The following is a 13,446-nucleotide window of genomic DNA, read 5'->3' on the forward strand; positions in this document are numbered from 1 at the left end:
ATGAGCACACGCCGCACCGCCGCCGCCTCGGCGATCGCCGCAGCGCTGATCGTCGCCGGCTGCCAGGCCGACCCCGCCGACGACGAGGTCACCCTCACCTTCCTCAACGCCCACTCGGGCGCCTTCGTCAACGTCGTCGACGCATTCGAGAAGACCCACCCCGACGTCAACATCGAGCTGCAGAGCGTCCCGTTCGACGCCATGGTCGAGCAGACCCAGGCACGACTCGCCTCCGGCGACACCAGCATCGACCTGCTCACCGTCGACCCGCCCCGGCTGGCGAACATGGTCGAGCAGGGCTTCCTCACCGACGAGAGCGCCCACCTGGACGCCATGCGCGAGAACCTCAGCGACGTCGGCATCCGGTCCATCACCGCGGACGGTCGCCAGTGGTCCTACCCGCTGTGGACGAGCGACAACTTCCTCTACTACAACCGTCAGGTCCTGGAGCGTGCCGGCGTCGAGCCACCGGGCCCCGAGGCGGGGGACCGCCTCACCTGGGAGCAGGTCCGCGACAAGGCCGAGCAGGTCACCGCCGCCGGCGAGACCCGCTACGGCCTCGCGATGGACCAGGTCGATCGCTACTACCAGCTGCAGCCCATGATCGAGTCCTCCGGCGCGGGCCCCGGGCTGACCGGCGAGGGCAACCTCCGGCCCGAGGTCAGCACCCCGGAGTGGATCGAGTTCGGGCAGTGGTACGCCGACCTCTTCGCCAGCGGCGTCGTCCCGCGCGGCGTGGACCCGGCGCAGATGCTCGACGTGTTCCGGTCCGGCCAGTCCGCGTTCCTGCTCGGCAGCGCCTCGAACATCACCACGCTGCAGGAGGGCGACTTCGCCGACAAGTGGGGCATGGCCCCGATGCCCCACTTCGAGGACGGCCCGGTGGTCACGCCCACCGACTCGTGGGCCATCGGCATCAGCGCCACCAGCGAGCACCAGGAGATCGCCCGCGAGTTCGTCCAGTTCGCCACCCTCGACCCGGAGGGCGCCGAGCTCTCCTCCAGCGTCCTCAGCCTGCCGCCGGTCAACACGGCCGCGTTCGACGGGTACGTCGAGACCCTGCACGAGGTCGCGCCGCGGCAGACCGAGCACTTCGCGGAGCTGTTCCGCACCGACAGCGAGAAGCACGCCAGCCACCGGCCCACCAGCGTCGGCTACGTGCAGTTCGAGACCACCATGAACAGCGCCTTCTCCGACCTCAACGCCGGCGCCGACGTCACCCAGGTGCTCGAGTCGGCGCAAGCGACGCTCGACCGTCAGCTCGACCGGCGTCGCGAGCTCGCCCGCGACGAGTGAGACCCGCCGAACGAAGGAGTTCCTCCATGAGCGCCCCCGCGCCCGGGACCGTCCAGACGGGCGACCCAGCCACCCGCAAGAGCCGCGCCGCGACGCCACCGGACCGGTCGCGCCCGCGCAGCCGCACCGGCGGATGGCGGGTCGCGATCCCCTTCCTGCTGCCCGCGATCGTGCTGCTGCTCCTGCTGCGGCTCGTGCCGACCGTCGCGGCGATCTCCGAGGCCGTGCCGGTGGGCGGCGAGCGCTCGCCGTGGTCGAACTTCGCCTACATCTTCTCCGACCCGTCGTTCTGGAACGCGGTGCGCGTGACGCTCCTGTTCGCCGTGATCATCAACCCGATCCAGATCGCCCTCGCCCTCGCGCTCGCGGTGCTGCTGACCAAGCGGCTGCCGTTCGTCGGGCTCTGGCGCACGCTGATCCTGCTGCCGATCGCCGTCCCGCAGGTCGTCTCCGCCATCGTGTGGCTCGTGCTGCTGCGTCCCGACGGGCCGCTGAACGGCGTCGCCACGGCTCTGGGTCTGCCGCCGGTCCCGTGGCTGACCGAGCCGGCATGGGCGCTGACGTCGATCATGATCGTCTGCTCCTGGGTCGGCGTCGGCTACTGGATGACCTTCCTCGTCACCGGCATCCGCGAGATCCCCGACAGCCTCTACGAGGCGTCCTCGCTGGACGGTGCCGGTGGCTGGCGCCAGTTCTGGAGCATCACGCTGCCGAGCCTGCGCCGCCCGCTGCTGTTCGTGCTCGTGGCCGACACGGTCTCGAACTTCCTGGTCTTCGCCCCGGTGCGGGTCCTGACCCAGGGCGGTCCGCAGGGGAGCACCGATCTGATCATGTACAACATCTCGGACCGTGCCTACACGCTCGGCGACACCCAGGCCGCGTCCGCCGCGACGCTCGTCCTGATCGTCATCGTCGTGGCGGTGGTCGCGGTCCAGTTCCGCCTCCTGCCGGGGAAGGACTGAGCCATGAGCAGCACCGCAGCCACCACTCGTGAACGCCGGACGGGCCGCCGGGCGCTCTTCCTGGCCGTGCCGATCGCCCTCGTCTCGATCGCCCCGCTCCTGTGGGCCCTGATCTCCTCGGTGCGGCCGGGGGAGGAGATCTTCCGCTACCTGTCGCCGCTGGTGTGGCAGACCTTCTTCCCCGAGCAGGTCACGCTCGCCAACTTCGTCTCCGTGCTCGACAGCCCGTTCGCGCTCGCGCTGGCGAACTCCGTGATCGTCGCGTTCTTCAGCGTCGTGCTCGGCCTCGCCGTCGCCGCCCTCGCCGCGTTCGCGCTCGCGTGCCTGGAGTTTCGGGGACGCTCCGTGGTCTTCGCGCTGATGGTGATGTGCTTCCTCGTGCCCTTCGAGGCCATCGCCATCCCGCTCTCGACGACGTTCCGCGACCTCGGCCTGGCGAACAGCTACGTCGGCCTCATCCTCCCGGCGCTGGGCAACGGCCTGTCGATCTTCCTGCTCCGCCAGTTCTTCATGGGCGTGCCCACCTCGCTCGGCGAGGCCGCTCGCCTGGACGGGCTGACCTGGTTCGGCGTCTTCTGGCGCATTTACCTGCCGCTCTCGCGCGGCCCGCTCATCGGCGCCGGACTGATCTTGTTCGTCTTCCAGTGGCAGTCCTTCCTGTGGCCCCTGCTGATCGCCCCGGCGCCGGACGTGCGCGTCGCCCCCGTGGCCATCGCCGACTTCGCACAGCAGACCGGCGTCGACTTCGGCCAGATGTTCGCCGCGGCCATCCTGACGTCCGCCGTCCCGCTACTCCTCCTGCTGTTCTTCCAGCGTCACTTCACCGGATCCACCGCCTCATCAGGGAGCAAGGAATGATCACCAGCACCACGTCCGACCACCGCGTCATCCTCGACTGCGACCCGGGCAACGGTGTGCCCGCCACCGACATCGACGACGGGCTCGCGCTCGGTCTCCTGCTGGCCAGCCCGCGGGTCCAGGTCGAGGCGGTCACCATCGTCACCGGCAACACCCACCGCGACGTCGGCTACCGGGTGGCACGCACCATGCTCGACGACCTCGGCTCGGACGTGCCCGTCTACGCCGGGGCGGCGACCGCGCTGGTGGAGCCGCCGGCGCCGTGGGCCACCCGGCGCGATGCCGCCCGCGGCGGTGACGACGCGGCCGCCCTGTGGGCGGGCGTCGACGCACCCCGCGAGTACGACGACGGCCACGACTACTCGGGCCCCGCCGAGATCGCGCACCGGGTCGCCGCAGAGCCGGGCGAGATCACGCTCGTCGCCGTCGGCCCGCTGACCAACATCGCGCACGCCATGGCGCTGCACCCGGGCCTGGCCCGCGACGCGAAGCGGATCGTCATCATGGGTGGCGGCTTCGACGTGCCCGGCTTCCTGCAGGAGCTCAACTTCGGCGTCGACCCCGAGGCCGCCCGCATCGTGCTCGCCAGCGGCGCCGACATCACCCTCGTGCCGCTCGACGTCACGATCACCACGACGCTGCGCCTGGAGGACGTCGACAGACTCGCCGCCACGCAGACCCCGCTCGCCCAGTACCTCGCCACCACGACGGCGCCCTGGATCCGCTACTGTGAGTCCGCCCGCGAGATGGTCGGCTGCCGGCTGCACGACCCGCTGGCTGCCGCCGTCCTGCTCGAGCCGGACCTCGTCAGCACCGAACGCTGCTCCGTCGACGTCCAGCTCACCGGTCTCGTGCGCAGCCGCCCCGTGCGCTGGCACCGCGACGGCGTCAAGCTCGCCACCGGGATCGACCTGCCCGAGACGCCGGAGATCGACGTCGTCACCGGCGTCGACAATGATTGCCTCGTCGCGCTCCTGCTCTCCGAGCTCTCCCGCCCCGCCGCCGGCCAGCTCGCGGAGATGTCCGCCCGGTGAGCAGCGTTACCGAGCCGACGCCGCAGGTCACCGTCGTCGGGTCCGTCAACCGCGACGTCGTCGTGCGGGTGCCGCAGCTGCCCCGGCCCGGTGAGACCCTCGCCGCCCGCGGCACCAGCGAGCGCATCGGCGGCAAGGGCGCGAACCAGGCGGTCGCCGCGGCCCGTCTCGGTGCCCGCACCTGCTGGGTCGGCGCCGTCGGGCACGACGGCGCTGACGTCCTGGCAGCCCTCGAGGCGCACGGCATCGACGTCGGCTCGGCCGTCCGGGTCGAGGACGTGCGCACCGGCACAGCGCTGGTCTTCGTCGAGGACTCCGGCGAGAACATGGTCGTCATCGACGCCGGCGCCAACGGCCGGATCCGACCCGAGGACCTCCCGCGCCGGATCACCGGCGCGCTGCTCCTGCAGCACGAGGTCCCCGCCACCGTGATCGACCGGGCGCTGCTGGCAGCCGACGGGCTGACCATCCTCAACCCGGCGCCCTGGCGGCCCGTCGCCGCCGAGACCCTGTCACGGGTCGACGTGCTCGTCGTGAACGCGACCGAGCTCGCCGAGCTCACCGGCCGCCCTGTCCCGCGCGACGCCGCCGCGGCCGCCGATGCCGTCGCTGCCCTGGATGCCGTCCCGACCGTCGTCACGACGCTCGGCGCCGGGGGAGCGGTCATCCGCCACCACGGCGACACCCGCCACCTGGCGGCGCCCTCCGTGCCGAGCCACGACACGGTCGGCGCCGGCGACACGTTCTGCGGAGCGCTCGCCGTCGCCCTCGTGGAGGGCGCCGACATGGTCGAGGCCGCACGGTTCGCCGTGCACGCGGCCTCGATCGCCGTCTCCCGACCGGGAGGCCAGGAAGCCATGCCGACCGCGGAGGAGGTGCACGCCTTCCTGCAAGCCGGCACGGCACCCGCCGTGCCGTAACAACGCGGACCGCGGTCCGCGACGAAAGGAAGTGACACATGGCCAACGACGCCACCATGCGTGACTACGTCGACAGCGAGCTCGACCAGCGTGAGCAGACCGGGCACGACGTCGAGGAGCTGCGCGCCGAGGCGCGCCGCACAGACCTCGACACGACGGCCCTCGCCGACCTCCTCGAGCGGATCGAGGCGGCGCCCCGAGGCGAGTTCCGCTACGTCGAGCCCGACGAGCTGGACGACATCCTCGCCGAGACCGATGCGCACGAGACCGACGGCACGACGCCGCAGCGCGCCGCCCTGCCGGAGGCGTTCTCCGACCGCATGCTCGCCGCCTGGCGCGGCCGGGTGGCCGGGAACATGCTCGGCAAGCCCGTCGAGCAGGGGGAGTACTGGACGCGCGCCCGGCTGCGCGAGTACCTCGTGGCGGCCGACGCCTACCCCCTGACGGACTACGTCCCGGCCCCGGACGGCCTGCGCCAGCAGTACGAGCTGCGGCCGGACAACTGGGACATGACCACCCGCGGGCGCGTGGACGGCTCCTGCCGGGACGACGACGTCGACTACACGGTGCTCGGGCTCCACCTGCTGGAGAAGTACGGCCTCGACTTCACCACCGAGGACGTCGCCGAGGAGTGGCAGCTCCGGCTCCCGTACCACCAGACCTACACGGCCGAGCGCGCCGCCTACCGGAACCTGATCGAGGAGATCCCGCCGTCGCAGGCGGCGCGGCACCGCAACCCCTACCGGGAGTGGATCGGCGCCCTGATCCGCGCCGACATCTTCGGGTACGTCAATCCCGGCCGTCCCGACCTCGCGGTGCGCCAGGCCTACCGCGACGCCCGCCTGTCACACACCGGCAACGGCATCTACGGCGAGCAGTGGGCCGCGGCCCTGACCGCAGCGGCGCTCGTCGCCGATGACGTCCGCGAAGCCTACGACCGCGCCCGCCGCTACGTCCCGCGGCAGAGCCGGACCGCCGAGGCCATCGATGCCGTGACCGCCTGCTACGAGCGGGGCGGGACCTGGGAAGAGGCCCTCGAGGACGCCGACCGCCGCTGGCACGGCTACCACTGGGTCCACACCGTCAACAACGCCGCCGTCATCGCGGCCGCGCTGCTGTGGGGCGAGGGCGACTTCACCCGCAGCATCGCGCTGACCGTCCAGGGCGGCCTCGACACCGACTCCAACGGGGCCACGGTGGGCTCCGTCGTCGGGGCGGTCGTGGGCACCGGCGGGATCCCGGCCCACTGGACGGATCCGCTGCGCGACACCGTCCGCTCCGCGGTCTTCGGCTTCGACGGCGTCACCATCAGCGATCTCGCCCGCCGGACCGAGTCGCTCGCGACGGCCCGGGGGTCCTCATGACCCGCCCGGTGACCATCTCGCGCCGGGCGCTGCTCGCCGGGGCCGGCGGGCTCGGGCTCGGTGCCCTCGGCGGCTGTGTGCAGGGCTCGGCCACCCGCAGCAGCGGCGACGGACTCTCGCTGTGGATGACCTTCAGCTCGAGCACCCAGCGTGACTACTTCCGGCGCACCTTCGTCGACGCGTTCAACACCCAGCACGACGGCGCTCCGCTGCGCCTGACCATCCGCGGCGACGGCGACAGCCTCCAGCGGCTGCAACGCACCGCCATCGCCTCCGGGTCGGGGCCCGACCTGATCTACACCGCCGGGCCGTCCTACGGGCTGGAGTTCGTCCAGGCGGGCAAGTTCCGCGCGCTGGACGAGTACAGCCGGCAGTACGGGTGGGAAGAGGTGCTCCAGCCGTGGGCGTACGGCGCCGGCGTCCTCGGCGGGACCAGCTACATGATCCCGACGTCCTACGAGACGATGATCATGGTCTACAACGCCCGCACGTTCGAGGAGCACGGCTGGACGGTCCCCACCACGCGTGCCGAGTTCGAGGAGTACGCCTCGGCCGCCGCGGCGGCCGGCGTCATGCCGGTCGCGATCGGCAACGCGGACTGGGCGGCCACCACCGAGTGGCTCGTCAGCATCTTCTTCAACCACGCGGCCGGGCCGGAGGTGATCCACCAGGCCCTGACCGGCGAGATCCCGTGGACGGATCAGCGCATCGTCGACGCCGTCGCCCTCCTGAAGGACTACTTCGACCGCGGTTGGATGGGCGGCGGGACGCAGGCGTACTTCACCAACCGTGAGGCCCAGCTGTGGGCCAAGCTCGTCGACGGCTCGGCCGGCGTCTACTTCGTCGGCAGCTGGGCGTTCACGTCGATGGCGCCGTACTTCAGCACCGAGGCCGGCAACTACGACGACTGGGACTGGGCGCCCATCCCGGCCTTCGGCGACGAGACCACCCGCGACCTGTACGCGATCGGCGTCGGCTCGACCTACTCGATCAACGCCGACTCGCCTCGCCAGGACGACGCCGCGGCCTACATCGACTTCCTGCTCAGCGACCGGGCCGCCCAGATGCAGGCCGTCGCGGAGGTCCAGAGCCAGCCGATTCCGCTGGAGTACCGGCCGGACGACTACCCAGGGGGCATGGATCCTCGGATCCGCCGTCTCTACGACGGCGTCACCGAGGCCGAGCGCATCGGCTACCTGACGTGGACCTTCTGGCCTCCGCGTAGCGACGTCTACATCTACGAGGAGATGGACCGCGTGATCACCGGCCAGCTCACCCCGGAGGCGTACTGCGCCGGGCTCGACGAGCTCTTCCGCACCGAGGCCGAGCAGGGCAAGGTCCCGCCGACACCGGAGCCGGTGATCGCATGAGCACCCTGACCTCGACGGCGCGGTCACGAGCGGCTGCCACAGACACGGCCCCGGCACGAGCGGTCGGCCCGTCACGGCGCCGAGCCGCCCGCGGCTGGCTGTTCCTGCTGCCGCTGCTCGCCCTGAACGCCCTGGTGATCGGTGCGCCGGGGCTGATGAGCGTCTACTACTCGTTCACCGACTGGTCCGGCATCGGACCGGCCCAGTTCGTCGGCATGGACAACTATCTCCGGCTGTTCTCCGACGGCGCGTTCCTCCAGGCGCTGCTGAACAACCTCTGGTGGACAGTCTTCTTCCTGCTCGTGCCGATCTCGATCGCGCTGGCCGGCGCGTTCCTGCTCTCGCGCACGACACGCGGCCAGGTGATCTACCGGGTCGTCTTCTTCGTGCCGTACACGCTCGCGACCATCGTCGTCGCCAGCATCTGGTCGAACATCTACTCGCCGGAGTACGGGCTGACGGCCGTCCTGGGGCTCGACATCAACCTGCTCGGTGACCCCGACACGGCCCTCGCCTCGGTCGCGGTCGCGAACACGTGGCAGTGGTGGGGCTACCTGATGGTCATCTTCCTGTCTGCCATGTCGAGCGTGAACCCGAGCCTGTACGAGGCGGCCCGCCTCGACGGCGCGAGCGGCTGGCAGCAGTTCGTCCACATCACGATCCCGGGCATCCGGCCGACCCTGGTCTTCATGGCCCTGATGACCGTGATCTGGTCGTTCCTGGTCTTCGACTACATCTACATCATGACCGGCGGCGGACCGGCCGGCGCCACGGAGGTCGTCGGGACGCTCTTGTACACCACCGCCTTCTCGACCTACGAGGCCGGGTACGCGGCGGCGATGGGGATCGTCCTGGCCCTGATCAGCGTGGTGATGGTCGGCGGGTACCTCGGGCTCCGCCGGTGGAGGGGGTGGGAGGTATGACCGCCGTGACGACGCGCGCGGACGCTCCTGCGCAGAACGTGCCGCGCATCCGCGGCAGCCACGTGGCCCGCCACACGGCCCTGGCCGTGCTGGGCATCGTCTCGCTGGCACCGCTGTACCTGTTCGTGACCTCGGCCCTGAAGTCGCAGGCCGAGCTGGCCGAGAACCCGCTGGGGCTGCCCCGCGAGTGGCTCTGGTCCAACCTCGTTGAGGCCTGGACCACGGGCCGGATCGGGACCGGGCTGATGAACTCCGCGATCATCGTGGCTGGCACGGTGCTGCTCGTGTGCGTGGTCGCCAGCTGCGGTGCGTACGCCCTCGCGCGGCTCGAGGTGCCCGGCAACGGCACGGTCGTCGTCTACCTGCTGGTGACGTCGTCCCTGCCCATCCAGCTCTTCCTCGTGCCGCTGTTCTACCTGTGGGCCAGGCTGCAGCTGTACGACACCCACCTCGGGCTGATCCTCATCCATGCGGCGGTGTTCTCGCCGTTCGCGACGCTGCTGCTGCGCTCGTTCATGGTGGGACTGCCCCGGGACTACGAGAACGCCGCCCGGATCGACGGCGCGAGCGAGCTCACGGTCTTCGCCCGGGTGGTCATGCCGATGGCGTGGCCAGGCCTGCTGACGGTCGCGCTGACGACGACGCTGCTCTCGTACAACGAGTTCCTGCTCGCCGTGACGTTCATCCAGTCCGACGAGTACCTGCCGGCCTCCAGCGCCCTGTTCCAGTTCCGTCAGGGCTTCACGCAGGACTACACGCTGATCGCGGCGGCAGGAGTGATCATGGCGGCGCCGATGATCCTCGCGTTCCTGGCGCTGCAGCGGCGGTTCCTCGAGGGCATCACCTCGTCGGGGCTGGGTGGTACGTAAGAAGTCAGCGGCGCGGCGGGCTCACCAGCAGCAGAACCCACCGTCGACCAAGAGGGAGCCGGACGCGCGTCGGCCGGGAGGACGTCGAGCACCCGCGTCTGCCCGGAGATCTAACCGCGCGCGTCCGGCACCGTCGACGGTTCCTCGAACAGGTCAAAGTGCCGGTCGAGGTGCGCCTTCTCCGGCGGGCGGGTGAGCAGGCTGACCACGACGAGGACCGCGACGCCGAGGATCGCCGACGGCATGGCCGGGTGCCACCCGGCCAGCGGGATCGGCAGCCATCCCTGGTCGAGACTGAGGAACGCCGCCTCGGACACGATCATCGAGGCCACCGCACCGGGCGCCGTCGCCCTGCGCCAATACAGGCCCGCGAGCAGGGAGGGGAAGATCAGGAACACCGCGGGCCAGGTGATCGAGACGATGATCCCGATGATGCTCTCCGGGCCGAAGAACGCCACGAGCAGGCCGCCGCCGACCAGGACCGGCAGCATCACCCGCGTGGTGACCGTGACCGTGCGGTCCAGGGCCTGCTCAGAGGCGCCGCGCCGCGCCAGCACGGGGCGGACGTGCTCCTTGGCGACGATGGAGCTGAGGGTCAGGACGATGGAGTTCGCCGTGCTGCCGGTGGCGGCGACGATCGCGAGGATCGCGATCAGGAGGAGCCACTGGGGCAGGACCTCCACGATCATGGCCGGGTAGATCGCCTCGGGGGTGGGAAAGCCGGGCCGGGTCGCCACGCCCACCATGGCGATGTAGAAGCAGCAGACGTAGATGAGCCCCGTGCCGATGGGCAGCGAGATCGCGATGAACTTCAGGGTGGAGTGACTGCGCGCGGCCATCCAGCGCTGCTGCAGCTGCGGCATGGTGAAGTGCGCGGCGGCGAAGATCACCAGCACCGAGATCAGGTACGGCAGACCGAAGAGCCCGCCTCCACCGGGGTTGGAGAGCAGCTCGGACTGCTGCTCCTGGACGGTGTCCATCAGGTTCCTGAACCCGCCGGTCTGGGTGAACACCAGGACCAGCATGGCGACGGCGAGGAGCACGTACATCAGTGCTCCCTGGATCACGTCGGTCCACACGACCGACCGGAACCCGCCGCTCATCACGTACAGGGTGACCACGACCGCCAGGAAGACCGCCCCGGCCCAGTAGGGGATGCCCCCGTTGGTGACTGCTTCCAGGGTCAGGCCGCTGCCGCGGAACTGCGCCCCCATGTACGGCACCAGCGCGACGATGACGATCACGCCGGCCACCAGGCCAACCGACCGGGAGGCGTACCGGTCGGAGAGATATTCGGTGACGTTGACCAGTCCGTAGCGGCGGGCCACCAGCCAGATGCGGGTGCCGGCGAAGTAGATGATCGGTCCGACGGCGGCCGTGGTCGCCACCTGGATCCACGCACCGATCCCGTTCGTGTAGAACTGCCCGGTGATCCCGAAGTAGCTGAAGGCGCTGAAGAGCGTGGCCGTGACGGTGAAGAACGCGGGCAGCTTGTTGAGCTTCCGGTTCCCGAGGACGAAGTCTTCCATCGTCTTCGTGGTGCGCCGGTTGCTGAGGTAGCCGAGGTAGACGAGCAGGACCGCGAAGGCGCCGAGCCCGATCCACATGGTGGTGACCGGCATCAGCGATCCTCCTCCTCGTTGCCCGTCTCGGCCGCCCGGGAAGGTCCGGAGCCGGCGGAGGTCGTGCGCTGGTGCTCCGCGTTCGCCCGGCGCACCACGGCCGCATACGGGTCCCAGCGATAGGCCATCCAGGCGACATAGAGGATGAAGAGCCCGGTCCAGATCATCCAGAAGAGGAACGGCGCCGGCACCACACCGAGCACGATCGGTTCGGCCGTGCCCTCGGGCCAGGGATAGACCATCAGCGCGGCCAGGAGCACACCGAGGACGACGGCGACCGCGGGCCTGGTGCGATGACCGCGCGCAGGTGGAGCATTCATCGGTCGTTCCTTCCGCGATACGGAGCACCCATGGGCCTGTGTTGAAGGTTACGGGCAGCGACATCGGCCGTTCACTCTGTCCTGCTCGATGACCAACTGGCGGACAACCTGCAGACATACCGCAGACATGCCGCAGCACCGATGGAGCGCTGCGTCGACGGCTCTTTCGACGCGCCGATGTTCGGCGCTAGGGCGGGCCGAGCACAGACATGACGCCGGGAAGCGGCACGCGCGCCTCGACCGGTCCCGGCAGGCCGTCAGTCACCCGGTGAACGCCGACGTCGCCGGAGAGCGCACCCGCGACGAGCAGTCGTTCGCCGACGACCGCGAAATGACGGGGGGACGCGACGGTGGCGACCTCAGCCACCAGCTCGAGGGCGACGGGTGCGCGGTCTCCCGTGAGGCGAAGGGTCGAGATCGTGTCCGAGCCCCGCACGCCGACGAGGACGTGCCGGAGGCCGTGCGGCCCGGCCACCTCGGTCAGGTGCGAGAGCTGGCGAGGCGGACGTTCGTCGACGCTCGGTCGGGTCCCCGCGGCGATCGTGGTGACCACCGTCCCGACGCCGCTCCCGTCCCACTCGACCGCCGCGACCTCGCCGGACAGCTCACCCGTCACCAGGAGGACGCCGTCGCGGACGAGCAGGTGGCGCGGGCCGAACCCGGCGGGCATCGCCGTCCGGGCAGCCCGACCCCCCGGGCGTCCGCCGTCGAGCCGGTACGACCACAGCGAGTCGGTCCCGAGGTCCGCCACGACGAGCCGGTCACCGACCACTGCGCTCGAGTGCACGTGCGGACCCTCTTGGCGTGCCGTGGGGCCGCTTCCGTGGTGCGGCAGCCTGACGACGTCGGAGGTCAGGGCGCCGTCGGCGGCGAGCGGGACGGCCCACAGCGTCCCGTCGCCGTAGCAGGAGACGTAGATCCAGCCGTCGCCGACCCATAGATGACACGGGTTGTCGCCGACAGCGGCGGAATCCCCAAGCGGCGTGAGCCCGCCGTCGTCGCCGACGGTGAAGGTCGCGACCGCTCCGGGCTCGTCCTCGGCCACCGCGTAGAGGACCGGCAGCGTGGGGTGCGTGGCGACGAAGGAGGCGTTCGGTAGCTCGGCGGCCTGCGTGGGCGGGGCGAGGGTCTCGTCCTCGAGCGCAGTCCGCCAGACGCCGCCACCGGCCGCGACAGGACCGTGCACACCGAGCCAGATCGTCACGCCGAGCACGCTACCGGTGCGCGCGGCTGTGAGCGCCGTGTCTCATGGCGACGGATAGGTCACCTGCCCGTCCGCGTCGACCGAGGGGTCCGCGCCCCACCGGCCCAGCTCGTGACGCCGCGGCGCGTCGTCACCGATGAGGTGCCACACCGTCCAGCCGCGGGCAGCGAGAGTGTTGGCGATCAGCAGCCGATGGCAGCGCCAGGGCATCGGCTCACCGCACAGGATCGCGACCCGCCTGCTCTCAGCAAGCCCGATCAGCCGGGCGAGACCCTCCTGGTACTCCGGCGTCAGGGTGTAGTCGGCGTAGTTCTTGAAGCTGGTGTTCTGCCAGCCCGCGTTGACGCTCGGATCCACCTGTCGTTGCCGGCGCCGCCGGCCTCCCAGCTCCGAGAGATGGACGTAGTCGATCCCGGCACGGTCCAACCACTGCGGCAGCTGCTCCTGGTCGAACTGCGGGCTCCGCCGCGAGCCCGGCTGAGCCCGCACGTCGGTGATCAGCTCGACGGCCTGCTCGTGCAGCGGTCGCAGGAACTCCGGCTCCGGGCAGGTCCAGTGCCCGATGGTCCAGATCTCAGCAGGGTCCGGCCTCTGCGGCTGTGCCAATCGCATACACCTCCGGCGGTGCTCACGCGGGCACGTGAGCCCTTGCCCCGATCGTAGGTACCCGCCGCCCGGAGTCCGCCTCGTCCTCGGCAGAACCG

At 70.8% G+C, this 13,446-nt stretch carries 13 protein-coding genes; 9 read left to right on the forward strand and 4 right to left on the reverse strand.

Annotated features, from left to right (window positions below; all coding sequences use genetic code 11):
- From ABD907_RS18205 to ABD907_RS18245, 9 genes are all read left to right on the forward strand, one after another.
- On the forward strand, positions 1 to 1,296 hold the full coding sequence (locus tag ABD907_RS18205) for an ABC transporter substrate-binding protein (protein ID WP_345218142.1): 1,296 nt from the start codon (positions 1 to 3) through the stop codon (positions 1,294 to 1,296).
- Between the two features lie 26 nt (positions 1,297 to 1,322).
- Positions 1,323 to 2,258 carry a carbohydrate ABC transporter permease gene (locus ABD907_RS18210; protein ID WP_345218144.1) on the forward strand — a complete coding sequence of 312 codons (936 nt, stop codon included), beginning with the start codon at positions 1,323 to 1,325 and terminating at the stop codon, positions 2,256 to 2,258.
- 3 nt (positions 2,259 to 2,261) lie between these two features.
- Positions 2,262 to 3,116, forward strand: coding sequence for a carbohydrate ABC transporter permease (locus ABD907_RS18215; RefSeq protein ID WP_345218146.1), 855 nt, complete (start codon positions 2,262 to 2,264; stop codon positions 3,114 to 3,116).
- Entirely contained in the window at positions 3,113 to 4,150 is a 1,038-nt protein-coding gene (locus ABD907_RS18220) for a nucleoside hydrolase (RefSeq protein WP_345218148.1), read from the forward strand. The genes ABD907_RS18215 and ABD907_RS18220 overlap by 4 nt, the downstream gene beginning before the upstream one ends.
- Positions 4,147 to 5,070, forward strand: a complete 924-nt coding sequence (locus ABD907_RS18225) for a ribokinase (RefSeq protein WP_345218150.1) — start codon at positions 4,147 to 4,149, stop codon at positions 5,068 to 5,070. Before ABD907_RS18220 ends, ABD907_RS18225 begins: the two co-directional genes overlap by 4 nt.
- 320 nt (positions 5,071 to 5,390) lie before the next feature.
- On the forward strand, positions 5,391 to 6,434 hold the full coding sequence (locus tag ABD907_RS18230) for an ADP-ribosylglycohydrolase family protein (protein ID WP_486334134.1): 1,044 nt from the start codon (positions 5,391 to 5,393) through the stop codon (positions 6,432 to 6,434).
- A complete protein-coding gene (locus tag ABD907_RS18235) occupies positions 6,431 to 7,804 on the forward strand; it encodes an ABC transporter substrate-binding protein (protein WP_345218155.1) in 1,374 nt (457 codons plus the stop codon). Before ABD907_RS18230 ends, ABD907_RS18235 begins: the two co-directional genes overlap by 4 nt.
- Complete coding sequence (locus ABD907_RS18240) at positions 7,801 to 8,727, forward strand: carbohydrate ABC transporter permease (RefSeq protein ID WP_345218158.1); 927 nt, start codon at positions 7,801 to 7,803, stop codon at positions 8,725 to 8,727. Before ABD907_RS18235 ends, ABD907_RS18240 begins: the two co-directional genes overlap by 4 nt.
- Positions 8,724 to 9,596 (forward strand): carbohydrate ABC transporter permease, encoded by an 873-nt coding sequence (locus ABD907_RS18245; RefSeq protein WP_345218160.1) that lies wholly within the window; start codon positions 8,724 to 8,726, stop codon positions 9,594 to 9,596. Before ABD907_RS18240 ends, ABD907_RS18245 begins: the two co-directional genes overlap by 4 nt.
- Positions 9,597 to 9,706: 110 nt before the next feature.
- Here ABD907_RS18245 and ABD907_RS18250 read toward each other — a convergent pair whose 3' ends face one another.
- From ABD907_RS18250 to ABD907_RS18265, 4 genes are all read right to left on the reverse strand, one after another.
- Positions 9,707 to 11,218, reverse strand: a complete 1,512-nt coding sequence (locus ABD907_RS18250) for a sodium:solute symporter family protein (RefSeq protein WP_345218162.1) — start codon at positions 11,216 to 11,218, stop codon at positions 9,707 to 9,709.
- Positions 11,218 to 11,538 carry a hypothetical protein gene (locus ABD907_RS18255; RefSeq protein WP_345218164.1) on the reverse strand — a complete coding sequence of 107 codons (321 nt, stop codon included), beginning with the start codon at positions 11,536 to 11,538 and terminating at the stop codon, positions 11,218 to 11,220. The genes ABD907_RS18250 and ABD907_RS18255 overlap by 1 nt, the downstream gene beginning before the upstream one ends.
- 187 nt (positions 11,539 to 11,725) lie before the next feature.
- A complete protein-coding gene (locus ABD907_RS18260; protein WP_345218166.1) occupies positions 11,726 to 12,742 on the reverse strand; it encodes a lactonase family protein in 1,017 nt (338 codons plus the stop codon).
- A gap of 42 nt (positions 12,743 to 12,784) precedes the next feature.
- Positions 12,785 to 13,348, reverse strand: a complete 564-nt coding sequence (locus ABD907_RS18265) for a DUF488 domain-containing protein (protein WP_345218168.1) — start codon at positions 13,346 to 13,348, stop codon at positions 12,785 to 12,787.
- Between the last annotated feature and the right edge of the window lie 98 nt (positions 13,349 to 13,446).

The sequence above is a fragment of the Georgenia halophila genome, from assembly GCF_039541595.1.

Excerpts from the sequence above, each read along its gene's own strand:
- ABD907_RS18205 (WP_345218142.1), top strand. The coding sequence starts at position 1 with ATGAGCACACGCCGCACCGCCGCCGCCTCGGCGATCGCCGCAGCGCTG.
- ABD907_RS18210 (WP_345218144.1), top strand. The coding sequence starts at position 1,323 with ATGAGCGCCCCCGCGCCCGGGACCGTCCAGACGGGCGACCCAGCCACC.
- ABD907_RS18215 (WP_345218146.1), top strand. The coding sequence starts at position 2,262 with ATGAGCAGCACCGCAGCCACCACTCGTGAACGCCGGACGGGCCGCCGG.
- ABD907_RS18220 (WP_345218148.1), top strand. The coding sequence starts at position 3,113 with ATGATCACCAGCACCACGTCCGACCACCGCGTCATCCTCGACTGCGAC.
- ABD907_RS18230 (WP_486334134.1), top strand. The coding sequence starts at position 5,391 with ATGCTCGCCGCCTGGCGCGGCCGGGTGGCCGGGAACATGCTCGGCAAG.
- ABD907_RS18235 (WP_345218155.1), top strand. The coding sequence starts at position 6,431 with ATGACCCGCCCGGTGACCATCTCGCGCCGGGCGCTGCTCGCCGGGGCC.
- ABD907_RS18240 (WP_345218158.1), top strand. The coding sequence starts at position 7,801 with ATGAGCACCCTGACCTCGACGGCGCGGTCACGAGCGGCTGCCACAGAC.
- ABD907_RS18245 (WP_345218160.1), top strand. The coding sequence starts at position 8,724 with ATGACCGCCGTGACGACGCGCGCGGACGCTCCTGCGCAGAACGTGCCG.
- ABD907_RS18250 (WP_345218162.1), bottom strand. The coding sequence starts at position 11,218 with ATGCCGGTCACCACCATGTGGATCGGGCTCGGCGCCTTCGCGGTCCTG.
- ABD907_RS18255 (WP_345218164.1), bottom strand. The coding sequence starts at position 11,538 with ATGAATGCTCCACCTGCGCGCGGTCATCGCACCAGGCCCGCGGTCGCC.